Genomic DNA, 20,180 nt, shown 5'->3' on the forward strand with positions numbered 1-20,180 from the left:
GTCAGGCGGCGTGCACCGCGGACGCGGCAGCGGACTTCGCGGCCGCCGCCGTGCTCGCGGCGAGTGCCGCCGTCGCCATCTCGCGGGCCTGTTCGAGCGTGTAGCGACCGAGTTCGGCGCGCACGTCGGCCAGGGCCGCGGGGGTCATGGAGAGGGTCGTGGCGCCGAGGCCGACCAGGACGACGGCGAGCAGCGGGTCGGCTGCTGCCTCGCCGCAGATCCCGACGGCCTTGCCGGCCGTGGCTCCGGCGGTGCCGAGCTGCGCGACGAGGCGCAGGACGGCGGGGTGCCACGGGTCCTGGTACGACGCGACGGTGCCGAGCATGCGGTCGGCGGCCATCGTGTACTGGGTCAGGTCGTTCGTGCCGATCGACACGAAGTCGGCGTTCTGGAACACCTGCTCGGCCATCAGCGCGAGCGACGGCACCTCGGCCATGACACCCGCGGTGCGGATGCCGAGTTCGCGGGCCAGGGTGACGAAGTACTCGGTCTCCTCGGCGTCGGCGACCATCGGGGCCATGACCCACAGGTCGGCCTCGGTCGCGGCGTCGGCCTGGGCGAGCGCGGTCAGCTGGTCGCGCAGGACCTCGGGGTGGTTCCGCAGGGCACGCAGGCCGCGGCGCCCGAGGGCCGGGTTCTCCTCGTCCTTGTCGGTGAGGAACGGCAGGGGCTTGTCGGCGCCGGCGTCGAGCGCGCGCACGACGACCTTCTTGCCGGGGAACGCGGCGAGCAGCTGGCGGTACGACTCGGTCTGCTCGTCGACCGTGGGGGCCTTCGGCGAGTCGAGGAAGAGGAACTCGGTGCGGAAGAGCCCCACGCCCTCCGCACCGAGAGCAACGGCGCCGGCGGCGTCGGCGGGGCTGCCGAGGTTCGCGAGCAGGGGCACGACGTGGCCGTCGGCGAGGGCACCGGCGGTGAGCGGTGCCGCTGCGGCGGCGAGACGCTCGGCGATGCGGCGCTCGACGTCCGCGACCAGTGCGGCGTCGGGGTCGGTGACGACCGTGCCGGCGATGGCGTCCACGACGACGGACTGACCGTCGGCCAGGTCGTCGGCACCGGTCACGCCGACGATGGCGGTGATGCCCTTGGCACGGGCGAGGATCGCGGTGTGCGAGGTCGGGCCGCCGTCACGGGTGACGAGCGCCAGGACCTTCTCGAGGTCGAGCAACGCGGTGTCCGCCGGGGCGAGGTCGCGGGCGACGAGGACGAAGGGGGTGTCCGACTCGGGGACGCCGGGGGCGTGCACGCCGCGGAGCTTGGCGATGATGCGCTGGGCGACGTCGTCGAGGTCGGCCGCGCGCTCCCCCATGTAGCCGCCCATGCCGACGAGCAGGTCGCGGAACTGGGCGAACGCCTCGTACACGGCACGCTCGGCGTTGGTGCCGCCGTCGATGCGGGTGTGCACGTCGTCGAGGAGCGTCGGGTCCTGCGCCATGAGCGCCTGGGCCTCGAGCACGGCCTGGGCGTCGCCACCGGCGAGCTGTCCGCGCTTGTTGAGGTCGTCCGCCACGGCGGCCAGTGCGTCGTGCACGGCCTGCTTCGCGTCGTCCGCCGAGCCCACCAGGGCGTCCTTCGACGGTTCGCCGAGCGGGTCAGCCATCCGGAGCACGGGGCCGTGGGCAACGCCACGGCCGACGCCGGTGCCGAGCAGTTCGGACATTCGAGACTCCTTCATCTCACACGCGCTTGCGGTGGGGTGGATCGTTCGGTGCACACGACACGGGAACAGACCACGCCCGTGCGGCTGATCAGCACACTACCCCGCTTCGCGTTGACAAACAAACACATCCGGGGATAAAAATGCAGAAACAGATGCCCGTTTGCGTCTGGCGGATCGAACGCACGGGACGACATCGCGGATGTCGTGCCCGAGCATGTCCGTTCCGTTCCGACCCGAGACGACGAGGTCCGATGTACGCACCAGAACGCCACCAGCGCATCGTCGAGCAGGCGCGCGCGCAGGGCCGGGTGGACGTCAAGGACCTGGCCGAGTCGCTCGCCGTCACGCCCGAGACCATCCGCCGCGACCTGACGAGCCTGGAACGCCGCGGTCTCGTCCGTCGCGCGCACGGCGGTGCGATCCCCGTCGAGCGCATCACCCTGCACCCCGGCGTCGGCGACCGTGGCGGCATCAACCAGACCGAGAAGATGGTCATCGCCGAGGCCGCCCTGGCCGAACTACCCGAGAACGGCTCGATCATGATCGACGCCGGCACCTCGACCATCTGCCTGGCCGAGCTGCTGCCGACCGACCGCGGGCTGACCGTCGTCACGCACTCGCTCCCCGTCGCCACCGCCGTCGCGAACCGCCCGGGCATCGACCTGCACCTGCTCGGCGGCAACATCCGCAGCGACTCCCTGGCCGGCGTCGGCACCTGGACGCACCAGCTCATCGGCATGGTCAGCGTCGACGTCGCCTTCATCAGCATCAACGGCATCACGCCGGAGCGCGGCCTGACGACCCACAACATGGCCGAGGCCGCCGTGAAGAGCGCGATGATCAAGTCCGCACGACGGAGCATCCTGCTCGCCGACCACACCAAGTTCGGCCGTGAGGAGTTCGGTCGCGTCGCCCCGCTCGCCGCGATCGACACGATCATCACCGACCCCGCCGTCAACCTCGACCTGGTCCGCGAGGTCGAGGCCGCCGGCACCGAGGTCTTCTGGCCCGGCCGACCCTGACCGCGCCCCGTCCCCGCCCACCCAGTGCTCGCTAGCATGAGCCAACCACCCATCGACAGGAGTACATCGATGTCCGAAGCCACCCGCACCGTGACCGTCGCCAGCGCATCCGGCCTGCACGCTCGCCCCGCATCCCTCTTCGTCCAGACCGTGACGGCGTCGGGGCACCAGGTCACGATCGCCAAGGGCGACAAGTCCGGGAACGCCGGCAGCATCCTCGCCCTGCTCGGGCTCGGCATCGAGAACGGCGACGAGGTCACCCTCACCGTCTCGGGCGACGACGCCGAGACCACCGCGGACAGCCTGGTCGAGTTCCTGAAGACGGACCACGACGCGGCCTGATCGCGCAGGTCGCGTCCTGCACGCGACCACCAGACGGACGGGAGGCACGGTGCCAGCTGGCACCGTGCCTCCCGTGCGTCGTCCGGTCGCCGCTACGGCGCGATGGGCGGGATCGCGCGCAGCTCGCCCCAGGCGAAGGAGCTCTCGGCGATGAAGTCCTGCAGGTCGTCGGCGAGGTCCTGGAGGAGTCCGGGCAGGTCGTCGACGTCCTCGACGAGGCTCCTCGTCCCCTGGGTCTCGCCCCCGATCTCCCAGACGACGCTCATCGAGCCGTCGATGAGTTCGTCCTCCTCGTGGTCGAGTTCCCAGTCCCCGTGCGGGCTCACCCAGAAGCGGGCTGAGCGGAACTCGTCCGGACGGAGCATCTGCGCTGCCACGGGTCGGAACGCGGCGAGCAGCTCGCCGACGGTCATCACGACGGTCATGGGCAGATCGTACGGCCGGGGGCTGTCGGCGCCCGCCGATAAGGTGTTCTGCATGACACGCCTGCGCCTCGCATCCGTCAACGTGAACGGCGTCCGCGCCGCCTTCCGCAAGGGCATGGGCGACTGGCTCGCCACCCGCGACGTCGACGTGCTGGCCCTGCAGGAGGTGCGCGCGTCGAGCGACGACCTGGCGGCGCTGCTCGGCGACGAGTGGGACATCGTGCACGACCCGGCGACCGCGAAGGGCCGGGCCGGTGTCGCGATCGCATCCCGACACTCCGCTCAGATCCACCGCGTCGCGCTCGGCCCGGACGACTTCGACTCGGCAGGCCGCTGGCTCGAGGCCGACTACGAGATCGGTGGCACGACCGTCACCGTCGTCTCCACCTACGTGCACTCGGGCGAGGTCGACACCCCGAAGCAGGACGAGAAGTGGAAGTTCCTCGACGCCATGACCGAGCGGCTGCCGGCACTCCGGGCGCACAACCCGCTCGCGGTCGTCGTCGGTGACCTGAACGTCGGGCACGACGAGCGCGACATCAAGAACTGGAAGGGCAACGTCAAGCGAGCCGGCTTCCTGCCGCGCGAGCGCGCCTACTTCTCGCGGTTCTTCGGCGCCGACGGCGAACCGGTCCAGGGTGCCGACGGCTCCACGGGCCCCGGCCTCGGATGGGTCGACGTGGGTCGCGCCCAGGCCGGCGACGTCGACGGCCCGTTCACGTGGTGGTCGTGGCGCGGGCAGGCGTTCGACAACGACACCGGTTGGCGCATCGACTACCAGATGGCGACGCCCGACCTGGCTGCCAAGGTCACGGAGTACACGGTCGACCGCGCCGCGGCGTACGACCAGCGATGGTCCGACCACGCCCCCGTGGTCGTCGACTACGAACTCTGACCCCTCTTCTCTCGCTTCACCTGACGCACCGGAGCACCACCATGACCAAGACCCGCATCTTCTCGGGCATCCAGCCGTCCGCCGGATCGCTGCACCTCGGCAACTACGTCGGGGCGCTCATGCAGTGGAGGACCCTGCTCGACGACTACGACGCCATCTACTGCGTCGTCGACATGCACGCCATCACCTCGCCCCAGGACCCGGCCGAACTCCGCGCGAACACCCGGGCCACCGCTGCGCAGTACATCGCGTCGGGCATCGACCCGTCCAAGGCGACGCTGTTCGTGCAGTCGCACGTGCCCGCGCACGCTGAACTCGCCTGGGTACTGAACACCCTGACCGGCTTCGGCGAGGCGAGCCGGATGACCCAGTTCAAGGACAAGTCGGCACGCCAGGGCGCCGAGGCTGCGTCGGTCGGGCTCTTCACCTACCCGATCCTGATGGCCGCGGACATCCTGCTCTACGACACGAAGGTCGTGCCGGTCGGGGACGACCAGCGCCAGCACGTCGAACTCACGCGCGACCTGGCCGGACGCTTCAACTCGCGGTTCGGTGACACCTTCGTCACGCCCGAGGCACGCATCCTGACCGAGACCGCGCGCATCTACGACCTGCAGGACCCGACCAGCAAGATGAGCAAGTCCGCAGCGTCGGACAACGGCCTCATCCGCCTGCTCGACGACCCGAAGCGCACCGCGAAGAAGATCAAGTCGGCCGTCACCGACGCCGAGCGCGAGATCCGGGCCGACCGCCAGACGAAGCCCGGCGTGACGAACCTGCTGTCGATCCTGTCGGCGTTCACCGGCACCTCGATCGCCGCGCTCGAGGAGTCGTTCGCTGGCAAGGGCTACGGCGACCTGAAGGGCGAGGTCGCCGACGCCGTCGTGGCCGAGCTCGAACCGGTCCGCGCCCGCACGCTCGAACTGCTCGACGACCCGGCGGAGCTCGACCGGCTGCTCGCCGTCGGTGCCGACCGCGCCGAGTCGATCGCGCAGGAGACCCTGGCCCGTGTCTACGACCGCATCGGGTTCGTCCCGCGGTCGCGCGGCTGACCGTGCAGCCCGTCACGCTCGAGTCCGCGCGGGTCCGGCTCGACCTGCCCACGCGCGCCGACACCGCGGCGATCACCGAGGCCTGCCAGGACCCGGAGATCGTCCGGTGGACGACGGTGCCGACGCCGTACCGCGAGCAGGACGCCCGGACCTTCGTCGACGCCCTGGTCGGACCGGGGTGGGCATCGGACCGCGAGTACACGTGGGCGATCCGACCGGCCGGTTCGACGTGGCTCGCGGGCATCATCAGCTACCGCACCGCCGGTCGTGACCTCGGGTTCTGGCTCGCACCGTCCGCGCGCGGTGCCGGACTCATGCACGACGCCGTCCGGCTCGTGGTCGACTGGGCGTTCGAGCAGGGCGCGCCGGACGTCTACTGGGAGTGCTACGAGGGCAACGCAGCGTCGGCAGCGGTCGCCCGTGCGGCCGGGTTCTCGTTCACGGGCCTCGGCGCAGCCCGGGTGCCGGACCGGGACGGCGGCCCGACCGCGGCGTGGACCGCACTGCGACGCGCCGACGGCACCCCAGCCTCCGAGCTCCCCTGGCCCGTCGCCTGAACGCGTTCACAACCGTGGTGACGTGTCACCCAACCACCGCCGGTAGGCTCGGCCCGTGAGCGACACGGCACGACCCACCGAGGTCCGGGCGATGCGCCGCGGGCTCGAACTCGCGGCCCTCGGGCCCGTCGTCGGCGACCACGCCCGCGTCGGCGCCGTGATCCTCTCCCCCACCGGCGAGGTCCTCGCCGAGGGGTGGCACAAGGGCGCCGGCACCCCGCACGCCGAGGTCGACGCGATGGCCAAGGTCGACCCGGCACTGCTGCGCGGCGCGACGGCGGTCGTCACCCTCGAACCCTGCAACCACGTCGGCCGCACGGGGCCGTGCGCCGTGGCCCTGCTCGACGCCGGGATCGCCCGGGTCGTGTACGCGATCGACGACCCCGGAGCCGACGTGCACGGCGGCGCCGATCGACTCCGTGCCGCCGGGGTCCAGGTCGTCTCCGGGGTCCTGGCCGACCAGGCCGAGGCGTTCCTCGAACGGTGGCTGCTCTCGGTCCGGCTCGGCCGACCGTGGGTCACCGTGAAGTGGGCGTCCAGCCTCGACGGGCGCGCCGCCGCTGCCGACGGCACGAGCAAGTGGATCACGGGCGCCGCCGCACGCCAGCACGTGCACGAACAGCGCGCAGCCCACGACGCGATCCTCGTCGGCACCGGCACCGTCCTGGCCGACGACCCGAGCCTGACCGCGCGCGGGGACGCCGGCGAACTGCTCGCCGACCAGCCGCTCGCCGTGGTGCTCGGCGACCGCCCGGTGCCGGCCGACGCCGCCGTCCGGCGGCACCCGCGGGGGCTCGTCACCCTGCCCGGACACGACCTGGCCACCTCGCTCGGTGCCCTGCGCGGGCACGGGGTGCACTCGGTGTTCGTCGAGGGTGGCCCCACGGTCGCCTCGGCGCTCATCGCCGCCGGACTCGTCGACGAGTACCTGGTGTACATCGCCCCGGTGCTGCTCGGCGGCCCCCGTGTCGCCCTCGACGACCTGGGGGTGGGAAGCATCTCCGACCGTCGGCGGTTGGACGTACTATCGACCACCAGCCTCGGCCCCGACCTGCTGGTCCGAGCCCGACCGCAGCATCCGCATCACCAGAACCAGCACCAGCACGACCGCCAGCAGCAGCACGACGCGACACCCGGGCTCGGGAACGACGGGCCCACGAACGACCGGAGCACCCCATGACCGATGCGCTGACCTCCCCCACGCCGGGGAGCCCGGTCAAGTTCGAGGTGTCGACGAACGTGCCGACCACGCACGGCACCTTCCAGATGCGCGCCTACCGCGACCTCGTGACGAGCGCGGAGCACGTCGCGATCATCGGCACCCTGCCCGACGGCTCGATGCCCACCGACGGCGCACTCGTCCGGGTGCACTCCGAGTGCCTGACCGGTGAGGCCTTCGGCTCGCTGAAGTGCGAGTGCGGCCCCCAGCTCGACGCCGCGCTCGACACGATCGCGGCCGAGGGCGGCGTGGTCATCTACCTGCGCGGGCAAGAGGGCCGCGGCATCGGCCTCATCAACAAGCTCAAGGCCTACCGCCTGCAGGAGGACGGTCTCGACACCCTCGACGCCAACCTCGCGCTCGGCCTGCCCGCCGACTCCCGTGCCTACGGCGGCGCCGCGGGCATCCTCGCCGACCTCGGCATCACCCGGGTCCGGCTGCTGTCGAACAACCCGGAGAAGCGCCGCCAGCTCGAGGAGCACGGCATCACCGTCGACTCCCTCGTGCCGCTCGTCGTCGGCATCTCGGCGCAGAACGCCGGGTACCTCGACACCAAGCGCGACCGGATGGGCCACCAGCTGCCCGAGCACCTCGAAGCGGGTGCCGGCGCGGGCGCCTGAGCGCGCGCAGGAGACGGACGCTGCGGCCAGCTGACTCTGGGCTGATTCGCAGGCAGACGACATCTGTCGTATGATCGGGCTTCCGTCACAAGCGGTCCCCCCTCAACCGAACGCACCCGATCGGTGCCCGCGCCACCCCGCGCGAACCGATCGGTGTCCGCCGTTTCGGATCCTCGTGCTCTCCGCCGGGAGCACGCAGCACGGAAGACCTCGCCCTGTCATGACCGCCGCCCCGGCACCCGCAACCCCCACCTCCGCTCCGGCACCCGCCGGCAACCCGCGCTCCCGCGTCGTCATCGCGAGCCTCGTCGGCACGTCGATCGAGTTCTACGACTTCTACGTCTACGCGACCGCTGCGGTGCTCGTCTTCCCGACGCTGTTCTTCCCGAACGAGGACCCGACGGCCTCGCAGCTGTCGTCCTTCGTCACCTTCGCCCTGGCGTTCTTCGCCCGGCCGGTCGGGTCGATCATCTTCGGGCACTTCGGTGACCGGATCGGCCGCAAGACCACCCTCGTCGCGTCGCTGCTCGTGATGGGCACCGCCACGTTCCTGATCGGCTGCCTGCCGACGTTCGACACCATCGGGGTCTGGGCCCCGGTCCTGCTCGCCGTGATGCGCTTCGCCCAGGGCGTCGGGCTCGGCGGCGAGTGGTCCGGTGCCGCCCTGCTCGCGACCGAGAACGCGCCGAAGGGCAAGCGCGGCGTGTTCGGCTCGATGCCGCAGCTCGGTGCCCCGATCGGCTTCCTGCTCGCCAACGGCCTGTTCATCGCGATCAACGCGGCGATGCCCGCCGGCGCCGACGGCACCCCGAACGCCGACTTCCAGGCGTGGGGCTGGCGCATCCCGTTCCTGCTCTCCGCCGTGCTCGTCATCATCGGTCTGTACGTGCGCTTCAAGCTCGTCGAGTCGCCGGTGTTCCGCGGCGTGCAGGAGTCGGGCACGGTCGCGAAGGTCCCGCTCGGTCGCGTGTTCCGCACCTCGTGGCGGGCCGTCATCGTCGGCACGTTCGGCATGGTCGCCACGTACGTGCTCTTCTACTTCATGACGACGTTCACCCTGTCGTACGGCACGACCGGCTCCGAGGCCAGCGCACTCGTCCCGAAGGTCGGCCTCGGCTACACCCGTGGCGAGTTCCTGACCCTGCTCATGATCGGCGTCGTGTTCTTCGGCATCTTCACGCCGATCGCGGGGCTGCTCGCCGACAAGTTCGGTCGCCGAAAGACCCTCATCCCGACCACGATCGGCATCGCGCTGTTCGGTCTGACGTTCCAGTTCTGGTTCGCGGCGTCGAGCGGCCCGATCACGGTGGTGACGTTCCTCATCGTCGGGCTCTCGCTGATGGGGCTGACGTTCGGTCCGATGGGGGCGCTGCTGCCCGAGCTGTTCCCGACGAACGTCCGGTACACCGGCTCGGCCATCGCGTACAACGTCGCGTCGATCCTCGGTGCGTCACTCGCCCCGACCATCGCGCTGGCGCTCTGGAAGCCGGACGGCGACATCTTCCTGGTCGGCCTGTACCTGACGATCGCCGCGGTCGTGACGCTGGTCGCGCTGCTCTTCGTGCGCGAGACGAAGTCGAAGGACATCGCCGACGCCTGATCGGCGACCACCTGACGGACGGGAGGCCCGGTGCCAGCTGGCACCGGGCCTCCCGTTCGTCGTGCGCGCGCCTCGCTCCCCGCGCAACACGCCGTCGTGTCAGCGGGACGCCGCCTGGCCGCCGAGACTCCGCCGAATTCGGCGGCGTCTCGCGCGCGTGGCGGCGTCGAACGAGGACGCCGGCGTCTGCGCACCCGATGCAGCGCGGCGAGACGACGTCAACGCAGGTTGACGGATGTCGGTGCGTCAATGTAGGTTGACAGGCATGGACCGACCGACCATCACGAGCCTCGCGGCCGGAGCGTCAGGGGACGACCCGTTCTCCGCCCTCGCCAACGTGCGGGAGCTGCGCCGTGAGCTCGACCGGACCGAAGAGCTCGCCGCGCGGCGTGCCCGCACCGCCGGCGCCTCGTGGCAGGAGATCGCGACGCTGCTCGGTGTCAGCCGACAGGCAGTGCACAAGAAGTACGGCAGAAACTAGGAACACGATGAGCTTCCCCTTCGCACGCCCGAAGACCTCCGACGGCCCCCGCGCCACGTTCGGTCGCCTGCTGTCCTACCTGTTCGAGAACAAGCCCGCGATGGTCGTGATCATCGTGCTGAGCGTCCTCGGGGCGGGGGCCTCGCTCGCGCAGCCGCTCCTGGTCAACCAGGTCATCACCGCGGTGCAGCAGGGCAACACCCTCAGCACGCTCGTGTGGCTGCTGGTCGGGCTCGTCATCGTCGCGGGGGTGCTGAACGGCGTGCAGCACTTCCTGCTGCAGCGTGCGGGCGAGGGCGTCGTGCTCTCCACCCGCCGCAAGCTCATCGCCCGCATCCTCAACCTGCCGATCTCGGAGTTCGACACGCGGCGCACCGGCGACCTGGTGTCCCGCGTCGGCAGCGACACCACGCTCCTGCGGGCCGTCCTGACCCAGGGGCTGATCGAGTCGATCGGCGGCGCGCTCACGTTCATCGGCGCCATCATCGCGATGGCGATCATCGACCCGCTGCTGCTCGGCATCGTGATCGTGATCGTCCTGATCGCGATCGTCGTCGTCGGCGGGCTGAGCCGTCGCATCCGGGTCGCCTCGAAGCGTGCGCAGGAGAAGGTCGGAGACCTCACCGCCGCGGTCGAACGCGGCATCGGTGCGGTCCGCACGATCCGTGCGGCCGGCGCCACCGCACGCGAGGTGCGCGAGGTCGACGGCCACGCGACCGAGGCCTACAAGCGGGGCCTCGACATCGCCAAGATGTCCGCGTTCGTCGTCCCCGTCGCGAGCATCGTCATGCAGGTCGCGTTCATCGCCGTCCTGGGCGTCGGCGGGGCACAGGTCGCGGCCGGCACCATCACCATCGCGACGCTCATCACGTTCATCCTGCTGCTCTTCATGATGATCATGCCGCTCGGCCAGGCGATGGGCGCGGCCGTGGCGGTCGCCCAGGCGCTCGGCGCGCTCGGCCGGATCGAGGAGATCCTGCACCTGCCGACCGAGTCCCAGGACGACGAGTCGGTCCGGCCCGCCGCAGCGGTCGCCACCGACGACGCCATCGCGTTCGAGCACGTCTCGTTCCGGTACCGCGCCCAGGCGGACGCCTCGGGTGCCGACGGTGCGGTCGCGTCCGACCCCGCGGACCGCCCAGGAGGCCCGGATCGCGTCGACGACGAGCGCCCAGCTGACGACGTGGTGCTCCACGACGTGTCGTTCCGGGTGCCGCGTGGGTCGCGCGTCGCACTCGTGGGTCCGTCCGGAGCCGGCAAGTCGACGACCCTGGCGCTCATCGAGCGGTTCTACGACCCCACCGACGGCGTCATCCGCCTGGGTGGCATCGACGTCCGCGGCATGGACCGCGACGAGCTCCGTGCCCAGATCGGCTACGTCGAGCAGGACGCGCCGGTGCTCGCCGGCACGATCCGCGCCAACCTGCTGCTCGGGTCGCCGAACGCCACCGAGGACGACTGCGTCCGGGTGCTCGAGGCGGTCAACCTCGGCGAGGTCCTGCACCGCGATCCCCGCGGTCTCGACGCGCAGGTCGGTGAGGACGGCGTGATGCTCTCCGGTGGGGAACGGCAGCGCCTGGCCATCGCCCGCGCGCTGCTCGCCGCTCCCCCGATCCTGCTGCTCGACGAGTCGACGTCGTCACTCGACGGGGTCAACGAGCAGAAGATGCGGCTCGCGATCGACGCCGTCGCCGAGGACCGCACCCTGCTCGTGATCGCCCACCGGTTGTCGACGGTGGTCGACTCCGACGTGATCGTCGTGCTCGAGCACGGCCGCGTCGTCGGCAGCGGCACGCACTCCGAGCTCGTCGAGTCGACGCCGCTCTACCGCGACCTGGCGAAGCACCAGCTGCTGGTGTGAGTGCCGGTACGGCCGCGAGTACCGCGGCCGTACCGTCGATCCGGGCTCGGGGTCAGGCTCTGGCTCTGGCTCTGGCTCAGGCGGCGAAGGGGTCCGGCGTCAGCACGTAGACGGTCTCGAGGTACTCCTCGATGCCCTCGTGCGACCCCTCGCGGCCGAGGCCCGAGGACTTCACCCCGCCGAACGGGAACGCCGCGTTCGAGACGACGCCCGTGTTCAGCCCGAGCATGCCCGTCTCCAGGCGCTCGGCGAGCCGCTGACCACGCCGGAAGTCGGTCGTGAAGGCGTAGGCGATGAGCCCGTACTCGGTGTCGTTGGCGAGCCGGATCCCCTCGTCCTCGGTGTTGAAGCGCGTGACCGAGGCGACCGGTCCGAAGATCTCCGTCGTCATGATCTCCGAGCCGGGTTGCACGTCGTCGATCACGGTCGCCTCGTAGAAGGTGCCCGGGCGGTCGATCCGGTGGCCGCCGGTGACGAGCCGGGCACCGCGGCCGAGGGCGTCGTCGACGAGCGAGGCGGCCTTGTCCACGGCGCGGTCGTCGATGAGCGGTCCGAGCGTCGTGCCGTCCTCGGTGCCCCGGCCGACGCGCAGGGCGTCCACCTTCGCGGTGAGGGCCGCGACGAACGCGTCGGCGATGCCGTCCTGCACGAAGAACCGGTTCGCGGCGGTGCAGGCCTCGCCCGTGTTGCGGAACTTCGCGAGCATCGCCGCGTCCACCGCCTCGTCGAGATCGGCGTCGTCGAACACGAGCAGCGGAGCGTTGCCGCCGAGCTCCATGCTCGTCTTGAGCACGTTGTCCGCCGCCTGCTTGAGGAGCGCCGAACCGACCGGGGTCGAACCGGTGAACGTCAGCTTGCGCAGGCGCGGGTCGGCGATGATCGGCTCCGACAGTCCCTTGGCGTCACTCGACGGGATCACGTTGAGCACGCCGTCCGGCAGCCCGGCACGGCGGAACAGCTCGACCAGGAACAGGGTCGTCAGCGGGGTGAGGTCGGCCGGCTTCGCGACCACCGTGCAGCCGGCGGCCAGGGCCGGGCCGATCTTCCGCGTCGCCATCGCGAGCGGGAAGTTCCACGGGGTGATCGCGTACACGGGGCCGACCGGACGCTTCAGCACGATCGCGCGGCCGGTGCCCTCGGGGTTCGTGCGGTAGTCGCCGGTGATGCGGACCGCTTCCTCCGAGAACCACCGCAGGAACTCGCCGCCGTAGACGACCTCACCGCGGGCCTCGACCAGGGGCTTGCCCATCTCGAGCGACATCAGGGCAGCGAGGTCGTCGGCGTGCTCGTGCACCAGGTCGAAGGCCCGGCGCAGGATGTCCGAGCGCGTGCGCGGGGCCGTCGCTGCCCACGACTCCTGCGCCGCGGCGGCTGCGTCGAGGGCGGCGATGCCGTCCTCGGGGGTGGCGTCGGCGACCTCGGCCAGGACGGCACCGGTCGACGGGTCGTGCACGGCGAAGGTGGACCCGCTCGACGAGGCGCGCCAGGTGCCGCCGATGAAGAGTCCGGTGGGGACGTTCTCGACGCGGACGTGCTCGTCGGCGACGGTGGTGGTGGTGGTGGTTTCGTTCGTGGTGGTGTCGGTCACAGTCGTGCTCCTCCTGGGTTCGCGAGGCCCTCGTCCATGTCGCTGCGGTCGACGTGTCCGCCGGCCGCCCGGATCTCGTCGAGCGCCCGGGCGCTGCGCTCGACGTCGACGCCGGCCACCAGGTCCTCGTACACGGCGACGTCGAGGCCCGCGGCACGGGCGTCGAGCGCCGAGGCACGGACGCAGTGGTCGGTGGCGATGCCGACGACGTCGATCGTGTGCACGCGGCGCTCGGCGAGCACCTCGGCCAGCGGGACGCCCGCCTCGGTCCGGGCCTGGAACGCCGAGTAGTCCGGCGTGCCCTGCCCCTTGCGGACGTCGACGTCGATCAGTGCGGTGTCGAGATCGGGGTGGTAATCGGCGCCGGGCGTGCCGGCGACGCAGTGCACCGGCCACGTGTCGACGAAGTCGGGTCCGTCGGGTCCGGCGAAGTGTCCGCCGTTGTCGTCGTCGCCGTGGTGCCAGTCGCGGGACGCCACGATCAGGTCGTACTCGTCCCCGTGCCGACCGAGGAACGCGGTGATGCGCTTCGCGAGCGCCGCTCCCCCGGTGACCGCGAGCGCACCGCCCTCGGCGAAGTCGTTCTGGACGTCCACGACGAGCAGTGCTCTTGCCATGGGTCCATCCAACACCCGTCGGCTCAGGAGCCGGTGAGCTTGCTCCCGCACGAGTAGGTCGCGGCGGTCACCGCGTCGAGTGCCGGCAGTGCCGCTGTACGCGGCGATCCGATGGCGTAGAAGGCGAAGGTCAGCCGCGACCCGTCGGCGGCGTCGATGTAGCCGCCGAGGGTGTTGGCGCTGTCGATCCAGCCCGTCTTGGCGTGCACCTTGCCGCGAGCGACCGCGTTCGCGCCGGTGAACCGGCTGGCCAGGGTGCCGGACTGGCCGGACACCGGCAGGGCGTTCGCGAGCGTGCCGAGGCCCTTCGCGCCGGAGGCGACCTGCACCATGAGGTGTGCGACGAACTCCGGCGACACGGCGTTCGAGGCGCTCTCGCCCGAGCCGTCCTTGATCACGATGCCGGCCGGGTCGAGGCCGTAGGAGCGCAGTGCCGACTGGTACACGGACGACAGCGACGCCGCCGAACCGTTCGAGCCTGACTCCTTCGAGGACACCCGGGCGAGCATCTCGGCCAGGGTGTTGTCCGAGTTCGGGATCATCTGCCCGATGAGCGTCGACACCGGCTGCGACGACACCGTGGCGATCGTCTCGGTGCCGGTGGTCGCCCGCTTGACGATCTGCGCGGACCCGGCGCCGGCGACACCAGCGTTCGCCAGTGCCGTCCGGAAGGCGATGCCGGCGCGTCCGACCGGGTCCTCGGACCGGGGCGAGGTCGCCGCTGCGGGGTTCGCCCGGTCACCGTCGACCATGAGCGCCGTGACCTTCGGCTGGTACCCGATGGTGCGTTCGGACACCGGCCACGTAGGGTCCCAGGCGTCGGCGTCGCTCCAGTACGAGTCGTCGGTGACGATCGTGGTGACCGGGGTGTCGCCGACCTTCGCCTTCACCTGCTGCGCGAGCTGGGCGAGGGTCGGGGCGCCCGGGTACACCGTGCCGCCGCCGGCGGACAGTGTCGCGTCGCCGTGGCCGACCAGGGCGACGGTGTTCGCGGACTCCCGTGCGACGGTCGTCGGGATGCGGTGGTCGCCCCCGAGCACCGACAGCGCGGTCGCCGAGGTCAGGGTCTTCATGACGCTGCCGGTCTGGGCGGCCCGCTCGCCGTGCTTCGAGAACAGGACCTTGCCCGTCTTCGCGTCCATCACGTACCCCTCGAAGTCGCCGAGGCCGCTCGCCGACGCAGCCGTCGCGATCGAGCAGGCCCGGAGCGCGGACGGACCGGCGAGGTCGTCCGGCACCGCGCGGGCTTCGGGGGTCGGGGTGGGGGACGGCTTCGTGGTCGGGCGCTTCGTGGTGGTCGTCCGGTCCGGAGCCGAGGACGCGGTCCGGGTCGGGCTCGGCGCCGCAGCGGTCCGGGAGTCCGGGGTCGTGGCCGCCGCAACGGCGACGGCCCCACCGGAACCGACCACGAGCAGCGCCGCGAGACCACCGGCGATCCACGGGACCGGGCGTCGCGCGGCGGAGGCGCGCACCGCGGTGACGGCGGCGTGGAACCGCTCCGGGACGGAACGCGGGGTGGGCTGCTGCTCGGACATCGCGACCGATCCTACGGAACTGCGGCAGGAGCCTCCAGGCCGGATCCGGGATCCGTGGCGGACGGGAGCCGGATCAGGGAGCCGTGACGGGACCGTCGGCCGGGTACCGGACCCCGACCTGGCGTCGTGCCTCGTCCAGCACCGCCATGATCGCGACGGTCTCGTCCGGGTCCATCGGGCCGCCGTCGTGGCGGCCCGACGTGATCATCGTCTCGAAGGCGCGGGCCTCGTGCGCGTACCCGGCGAGCTCCTCGCGGCCGTCGAACTCCTCGACGACGGCTCCGTCGCGATCGCGGATCCGCCAGGTGGTCGGCGTGTACCAGGTGGAGTCGAGGTCGATGCGGCCGGTCTCGCCGATGATCGACGCGGTGTTCGGGCTCCGCAGGTCCATCCCGAAGTGGATCATCGACTGCGCACCGCCCTCGTGCGTCATCACCAGGCCCATCTGCTCGTCGACGCCCTGCTCGCTCAGCGTCCCGGCTGCGACCAGCGCGGTCGGCACCCCGAGCACGTCCACCGCGAAGGACACCGGGTAGATCCCGAGGTCGAGCATCGCTCCCCCGCCGAGTGCCGGGTCGCGCAACCGGTGGCCGGGGTCCGTCGGGAGGGCCTGGTGGTGGGTCGCCTCGACCACCATCGGGCGGCCGATCCGTCCCTCGGCGACGATCTCGCGGATCATCGCCATCTGGGGCAGGAACCGGGTCCACATCGCCTCCATCACCGCGACGCCCGCCTGCCGAGCCGCGTCGACGACCGTCCTGGCCTCGGCCGCGGTCATCGTGAAGGCCTTCTCGACCAGGACGTGCTTGCCCGCCCGGATCGCGAGCAGGGCGTCCTCGGCGTGCCGGACGTGCGGGGTCGCGACGTAGACCGCGTCGACGTCGTCGTCCGCCACCAGGTCCTCGTAGGAACCGTGGGCCCGCTCGATGCCGAACTCGGCGGCGAAGGCCTCGGCGTGTTCCCGGGTGCGGCTGCCCACGGCCGTGAACACGATGCCGGCCGCGGTGCAGTCACCCACGAAGGACCGTGCGATGCCGCCTGTGCCGATGACTCCCCAGCGAACCGTCATGGGTCCTGTCTACCAGCGTGGGGTGGGGTGTGGCGCGGCCCGCCGCGGTCGTCAGCGGGGTCCGCGTCGGGCGGTCAGCGGCGGTGCCCGCTTCGGGTCGTCAGCGGCGGTGCTTGCCGAGCGCGGCGTCCGGGGCGGCCATCGGGTGGTTCCGGAACCAGCGCAGGAGCTCACGGGCACGGCTCGTGTCGGCGCTCGCATCGCCCTCGGCGAGGAACGAGTCGAAGCCGTCGGGCAGGTCGGCTTCGGCCTCCCGGTGGAACGCCATCTTCCACTCGCCGAAACGCCGGGTGTGGATGCGCTCCTCGACGAGCAGGCCGACGTCGGTGTGCCGCGGGTCGTCGATGATGCGCTGGTACGTCTCGAGCACGGCCGCCTCGGGGCCCTCGAGCAGCTGCATGAACCGGCCGTCCTTGTAGACGAGCAGACCGGACAGGCCGGACGCGGTGTTGCGGACCCGTGCGTGCTCGAGCAGTGCGTCGAGCCGCTCCTGGTCGAACACCTCGTTCGCTGCGCTCATGTAGACCAGGGACAGCAGCATGACGACCTCTCGGTGACGACGGAACGGGTTCGTGTCCCATCGTTGTCCGAGTGGCCCGGCAGGGGAATCCCCAGAACGGGGATCGTTCCCGCCCGCGCACCCGCGTCGAGGTTCGGGTCATCGACGCGAGCACACGGGTGTCGGGTCGTACGACCGGACTGATTCGGAGCCCCCGTCCGGGGGGTTTGGTCACTCCGTGTCGTAGGTGCGGACCCAGTCGATCTGCACGTGCCCCGGGTCGCCCCAGTTGCCGATCTGGAACATGTAGCGATGCGGCGTGGTGGGCACGTTGCGCGGCACCGTGAACACGAGCTTGCCGTCGAGGTAGTACCGGATGATCTTCCCCGGCACCCACTCGGTCGTGTAGGTGTGCCAGTCGTTCCAGGACACCCGGGTGTTGTAGTGCTCGGTCCGCTTCTCGAGCCCCTGGAGCATCGAGTGGTGGAAGACGCGCGGTGAGCCGTTGAACTGCCCCTCCGGGTAGTTCAGCTCGCCGTCCGCCCAGGCGTTCGACGTCGGCCAGAGCATGACCGCGATCCCGTTGCCGTCGCCACCGGTCGCCCGCGCACGGATGCTGAAGGTGCCGCCGACGTGTGACCAGGCGCCGGTGGGCGTGCCGAACGTTCCGGCAGCGCCGTGCTCTCCGTCCATCGCGACGTCGAGGTAGCCGTCGTGGGCGCTGATGAGCTTGTCCGAGTAGTACTTGCCGCCCGTACCGTCGGGGTACGGCTGCCACGAGTTCCGGTACGTCTCGGCGAAGGGGCCGCCCGCTGCGGCGGGGGTGTCGAAGTCCTCGGAGAAGGTCAGCTCGCGGTCCGCGAGGTACGCGGGACCGGTCGCGGACGCCGTCGGGGTCGCGGACGGACCGGTGCTCGGCGACGAGGTCGATGCGGACGTGGCCCGGGACTCGGGCACGGCTGCCGCGGTGACCGCGAGGGCCCCGGCGGTGGCAGCGACCACGACGATGACCAGGACACGCTTCAGCACGGCGTCACCGCCGGTGGAGCGCTGGGCTGGTGGTCGGTCATCGTGTCCCCCGTATCGCGGACAAGGCTAGCCCGCGGACGCGCCCGACGTCTGTCCCTCGGGCGAGGGACACGGGTTTCGTCCGGAATACGAAAACCCCGGTCAGAGCCACTTCGAGTGGGCCTGACCGGGGTGTTCACGGAGCCGCCTGTCGGAATCGAACCGACGACCTATTCATTACGAGTGAATCGCTCTACCGACTGAGCTAAGGCGGCGCACACTCCATGTCCGGAGTGGCACGAGCAATGACTATACAGGTTCAGACGAGTGAACGCGAAACCAGCACGCCGAGCTCGGAGAAGGACCGTTCGAGCTCGTCGACCAGGTGTGTTCCGGCCTCGGAACCCGACCACTCCCACCACGCGTGGCGCAGGGCGGCGAGGGCGACGATGGCCGCGAGACCCGCGCGCCGGCGGAGCGCCTCGGCGTCGGCGGCGAGCTCCGGGTCGGCGTGTTCGAGCCGGCGCGCGACGGCCGCCTGCAGCTCCGACTGGAACTCCTTCATCGACGCCATGCGACGGCTGAACAACTCCGGGTTCGCGCGGAGCACCTGCTGCCGCTCCTCGATGAGCCCGCGCTCCTCGATCAGTTCCCGCGTGGAGTGCACGAGCAGCGTGCCGATGTCGGCGAGCAGGTCTCCGCTCGGACCACCGTCGACGAACGCCTGCAACGCGGCGTCGTCGGGCAGCTGCGGGTCGTCCCCGAGGATCGCCTGCTCCTTGCTCGGGAAGTAGTTGAAGAACGTCCGGGGCGAGACGTCGGCCCGCCGGGAGATCTCGTCCACCGTGACCGCGCCGAGGCCGTCCTCGATGGCGATCCGGAGCGCAGCCTGCTGGATGGCGCGCCGGGTGGCGCGGCGCTTCCGTTCGCGCAGGCCGGGTTCAGCGTCGGGCATGCCGTGATTGTCGCACGCCGTGCCTCAGCGGCGGGCGCGGGCGATGGTGACGAGCAGTGCTTCGAGCGCCAGGAGTGCCGCCACGTTCGCCGCGATGCGCTGGCGCGCCAGGGCCACGGCGTCGAGGACCTCGAGCGCGGCAGCGGGCGGTGTCGTCGGCAGCGCGTGTTCGAGCTGGTCCTGCATGGCCAGGTTGACCGGTTCCGCGGGGGCTCCGAGCCCCAGCAGGAGCAGGTCGCGGTACAGGGACGAGACGTCGACCAGGATCCGGTCGAGCCCGTCGCGCAGGCTCCGGGTCGCCCGGCGCTTCTGGTCGTCCTCGAGGGCGCGGAGCTGCGACCGGAGCGCCGGCGGGATCGTCCCGCCGGGTTCGACCCCGAGCGAGCGCAGGGCCGCGTCGCGCTCTTCGGAGTCGCGCTGCTCGGTGATGGACTTCGCGTCTTCGTCGGCGACGGCGAGGAGCTCGGCGGCCGCCATGACGGCGTCACCAACGCTCCGCACACCGAGCACGGTCGTCAGGGTCCGGCGGCGACGGTCACGGGCCGGCTCGCTCGTGGCGAGACGCTGCGCCATGCCGATGTGGCTCTGCGCCTGGCGAGCAGCATCCATCGCGAGGGCACGGTCGACACCGGTCCGGGCGACGAGCAGGTCGGCGACGGACTCGATGCCGGGCACGCGCAGGCGGACAGAGCGGACGCGCGACCGGATCGTCGGCAGCAGGTCGGCCTCACTCGGAGCACAGAGGATCCACACCGTGCGCTCCGGGGGTTCCTCGAGCGCCTTGAGCAGCAGGTTCGAGGTGCGCTCGGTCATGCGGTCGGCGTCTTCGATGATGACGACGCGGTACCGCCCGACCGATGGCGAGTAGTACGACGACGTGACGAGCTGCCGGATCTCGTCGATCGTGATGATCACGCGTTGGGTCGTGAGCACCGAGACGTCGGGGTGGGTCTTCGCGGTGATCTGCCGCAGGGTGTGGTCGTCGTCGGGGCCGTTGCCCACGAGCGCCGCGGCGAAGGCGGTCGCCACGTTCGACCGACCCGATCCGGGCGGGCCGGTGATGAGCCACGAGTGCGTCATTCCGCCGGTGCCGTCGGTGGACTCGGCTGCGTTGCGCAGCGACGCGACCGCTTCTTCCTGCCCGGTCAGGCCGTCCCACACGCTCACGGGACCAT

General features: G+C 71.3%; 19 protein-coding genes, 1 tRNA gene and 1 pseudogene. 10 read left to right on the forward strand and 11 right to left on the reverse strand.

Going from position 1 to position 20,180, the window contains the following annotated elements; genetic code table 11:
• Window position 1 precedes the first annotated feature (1 nt).
• A complete protein-coding gene (gene ptsP, locus HP445_RS08735; protein ID WP_128781030.1) occupies window positions 2-1,660 on the reverse strand; it encodes a phosphoenolpyruvate--protein phosphotransferase in 1,659 nt (552 codons plus the stop codon).
• A 251-nt stretch (window positions 1,661-1,911) separates the two neighbouring features.
• Between ptsP and HP445_RS08740 the strand changes: the two genes are divergently transcribed.
• On the forward strand, window positions 1,912-2,682 hold the full coding sequence (locus HP445_RS08740; protein WP_071406394.1) for a DeoR/GlpR family DNA-binding transcription regulator: 771 nt from the start codon (window positions 1,912-1,914) through the stop codon (window positions 2,680-2,682).
• Window positions 2,683-2,751: 69 nt separating this feature from the next.
• Window positions 2,752-3,024: an HPr family phosphocarrier protein gene (locus tag HP445_RS08745; RefSeq protein WP_022905912.1), complete on the forward strand. Its 273-nt coding sequence runs from the start codon at window positions 2,752-2,754 to the stop codon at window positions 3,022-3,024.
• Between the two features lie 92 nt (window positions 3,025-3,116).
• On the opposite strand, the gene HP445_RS08750 is transcribed toward HP445_RS08745, so the two are convergent.
• A complete protein-coding gene (locus tag HP445_RS08750) occupies window positions 3,117-3,449 on the reverse strand; it encodes a hypothetical protein (RefSeq protein ID WP_111054456.1) in 333 nt (110 codons plus the stop codon).
• Window positions 3,450-3,501: 52 nt separating this feature from the next.
• Here HP445_RS08750 and HP445_RS08755 point away from each other — a divergent pair, with 52 nt between their 5' ends.
• The 8 genes and pseudogenes from HP445_RS08755 (at window position 3,502) to HP445_RS08790 (ending at window position 11,734) form a co-directional block, all read left to right on the forward strand.
• A complete protein-coding gene (locus HP445_RS08755; protein ID WP_128781029.1) occupies window positions 3,502-4,344 on the forward strand; it encodes an exodeoxyribonuclease III in 843 nt (280 codons plus the stop codon).
• A gap of 41 nt (window positions 4,345-4,385) precedes the next feature.
• Window positions 4,386-5,396, forward strand: coding sequence for a tryptophan--tRNA ligase (gene trpS, locus HP445_RS08760; protein ID WP_111029433.1), 1,011 nt, complete (start codon window positions 4,386-4,388; stop codon window positions 5,394-5,396).
• A 2-nt stretch (window positions 5,397-5,398) separates the two neighbouring features.
• Window positions 5,399-5,953: a GNAT family N-acetyltransferase gene (locus HP445_RS08765; protein WP_071406390.1), complete on the forward strand. Its 555-nt coding sequence runs from the start codon at window positions 5,399-5,401 to the stop codon at window positions 5,951-5,953.
• Window positions 5,954-6,044: 91 nt separating this feature from the next.
• A complete protein-coding gene (gene ribD / locus HP445_RS08770) occupies window positions 6,045-7,133 on the forward strand; it encodes a bifunctional diaminohydroxyphosphoribosylaminopyrimidine deaminase/5-amino-6-(5-phosphoribosylamino)uracil reductase RibD (protein WP_217499835.1) in 1,089 nt (362 codons plus the stop codon).
• A gap of 29 nt (window positions 7,134-7,162) precedes the next feature.
• Window positions 7,163-7,792: pseudogene (ribA, locus tag HP445_RS08775) on the forward strand (GTP cyclohydrolase II); the annotation flags it as partial.
• Between the two features lie 220 nt (window positions 7,793-8,012).
• Entirely contained in the window at window positions 8,013-9,392 is a 1,380-nt protein-coding gene (locus HP445_RS08780) for an MFS transporter (protein ID WP_110863353.1), read from the forward strand.
• A gap of 265 nt (window positions 9,393-9,657) precedes the next feature.
• Window positions 9,658-9,873, forward strand: a complete 216-nt coding sequence (locus HP445_RS08785; protein ID WP_027466417.1) for a hypothetical protein — start codon at window positions 9,658-9,660, stop codon at window positions 9,871-9,873.
• A gap of 7 nt (window positions 9,874-9,880) precedes the next feature.
• Window positions 9,881-11,734, forward strand: a complete 1,854-nt coding sequence (locus HP445_RS08790) for an ABC transporter ATP-binding protein (protein WP_128781027.1) — start codon at window positions 9,881-9,883, stop codon at window positions 11,732-11,734.
• A 76-nt stretch (window positions 11,735-11,810) separates the two neighbouring features.
• Here the strand turns inward: HP445_RS08790 and HP445_RS08795 are convergent, their stop codons facing one another.
• The 9 genes from HP445_RS08795 to HP445_RS08835 form a co-directional block, all read right to left on the reverse strand.
• Window positions 11,811-13,322, reverse strand: coding sequence for an NAD-dependent succinate-semialdehyde dehydrogenase (locus HP445_RS08795; RefSeq protein WP_372496362.1), 1,512 nt, complete (start codon window positions 13,320-13,322; stop codon window positions 11,811-11,813).
• Window positions 13,319-13,939, reverse strand: coding sequence for an isochorismatase family protein (locus HP445_RS08800; protein WP_164941212.1), 621 nt, complete (start codon window positions 13,937-13,939; stop codon window positions 13,319-13,321). Before HP445_RS08800 ends, HP445_RS08795 begins: the two co-directional genes overlap by 4 nt.
• A 23-nt stretch (window positions 13,940-13,962) precedes the next feature.
• Window positions 13,963-15,474 carry a D-alanyl-D-alanine carboxypeptidase/D-alanyl-D-alanine endopeptidase gene (dacB, locus tag HP445_RS08805; RefSeq protein ID WP_128781026.1) on the reverse strand — a complete coding sequence of 504 codons (1,512 nt, stop codon included), beginning with the start codon at window positions 15,472-15,474 and terminating at the stop codon, window positions 13,963-13,965.
• Between the two features lie 73 nt (window positions 15,475-15,547).
• On the reverse strand, window positions 15,548-16,543 hold the full coding sequence (locus HP445_RS08810; protein WP_128781025.1) for a Gfo/Idh/MocA family protein: 996 nt from the start codon (window positions 16,541-16,543) through the stop codon (window positions 15,548-15,550).
• Window positions 16,544-16,643: 100 nt separating this feature from the next.
• The gene (locus HP445_RS08815) at window positions 16,644-17,084 is read right to left on the reverse strand and encodes a BLUF domain-containing protein (protein ID WP_071404995.1); all 441 of its coding nucleotides are present in this window, start codon (window positions 17,082-17,084) and stop codon (window positions 16,644-16,646) included.
• 189 nt (window positions 17,085-17,273) lie between these two features.
• Window positions 17,274-18,071 carry a glycoside hydrolase family 16 protein gene (locus HP445_RS08820; protein WP_128781024.1) on the reverse strand — a complete coding sequence of 266 codons (798 nt, stop codon included), beginning with the start codon at window positions 18,069-18,071 and terminating at the stop codon, window positions 17,274-17,276.
• Window positions 18,072-18,252: 181 nt separating this feature from the next.
• Window positions 18,253-18,325 (reverse strand) — tRNA-Thr (locus HP445_RS08825).
• 44 nt (window positions 18,326-18,369) lie between these two features.
• Window positions 18,370-19,005: a TetR/AcrR family transcriptional regulator gene (locus HP445_RS08830; protein ID WP_128781023.1), complete on the reverse strand. Its 636-nt coding sequence runs from the start codon at window positions 19,003-19,005 to the stop codon at window positions 18,370-18,372.
• Window positions 19,006-19,029: 24 nt separating this feature from the next.
• Entirely contained in the window at window positions 19,030-20,172 is a 1,143-nt protein-coding gene (locus HP445_RS08835) for a DNA polymerase III subunit delta' (protein ID WP_071404998.1), read from the reverse strand.
• Between the last annotated feature and the right edge of the window lie 8 nt (window positions 20,173-20,180).

The organism is Curtobacterium flaccumfaciens, assembly GCF_013359815.1.
Classification (GTDB): Bacteria; Actinomycetota; Actinomycetes; order Actinomycetales; family Microbacteriaceae; genus Curtobacterium; species Curtobacterium flaccumfaciens.

Coding starts and splice junctions, on each gene's coding strand:
- ptsP (WP_128781030.1), bottom strand. CDS start 1,660: ATGTCCGAACTGCTCGGCACCGGCGTCGGCCGTGGCGTTGCCCACGGC.
- HP445_RS08830 (WP_128781023.1), bottom strand. CDS start 19,005: ATGCCCGACGCTGAACCCGGCCTGCGCGAACGGAAGCGCCGCGCCACC.
- HP445_RS08755 (WP_128781029.1), top strand. CDS start 3,502: ATGACACGCCTGCGCCTCGCATCCGTCAACGTGAACGGCGTCCGCGCC.
- HP445_RS08740 (WP_071406394.1), top strand. CDS start 1,912: ATGTACGCACCAGAACGCCACCAGCGCATCGTCGAGCAGGCGCGCGCG.
- HP445_RS08785 (WP_027466417.1), top strand. CDS start 9,658: ATGGACCGACCGACCATCACGAGCCTCGCGGCCGGAGCGTCAGGGGAC.
- HP445_RS08815 (WP_071404995.1), bottom strand. CDS start 17,084: ATGCTGCTGTCCCTGGTCTACATGAGCGCAGCGAACGAGGTGTTCGAC.
- HP445_RS08750 (WP_111054456.1), bottom strand. CDS start 3,449: ATGACCGTCGTGATGACCGTCGGCGAGCTGCTCGCCGCGTTCCGACCC.
- HP445_RS08780 (WP_110863353.1), top strand. CDS start 8,013: ATGACCGCCGCCCCGGCACCCGCAACCCCCACCTCCGCTCCGGCACCC.
- HP445_RS08745 (WP_022905912.1), top strand. CDS start 2,752: ATGTCCGAAGCCACCCGCACCGTGACCGTCGCCAGCGCATCCGGCCTG.
- dacB (WP_128781026.1), bottom strand. CDS start 15,474: ATGTCCGAGCAGCAGCCCACCCCGCGTTCCGTCCCGGAGCGGTTCCAC.
- HP445_RS08800 (WP_164941212.1), bottom strand. CDS start 13,939: ATGGCAAGAGCACTGCTCGTCGTGGACGTCCAGAACGACTTCGCCGAG.
- HP445_RS08810 (WP_128781025.1), bottom strand. CDS start 16,543: ATGACGGTTCGCTGGGGAGTCATCGGCACAGGCGGCATCGCACGGTCC.
- HP445_RS08790 (WP_128781027.1), top strand. CDS start 9,881: ATGAGCTTCCCCTTCGCACGCCCGAAGACCTCCGACGGCCCCCGCGCC.
- ribD (WP_217499835.1), top strand. CDS start 6,045: ATGCGCCGCGGGCTCGAACTCGCGGCCCTCGGGCCCGTCGTCGGCGAC.
- trpS (WP_111029433.1), top strand. CDS start 4,386: ATGACCAAGACCCGCATCTTCTCGGGCATCCAGCCGTCCGCCGGATCG.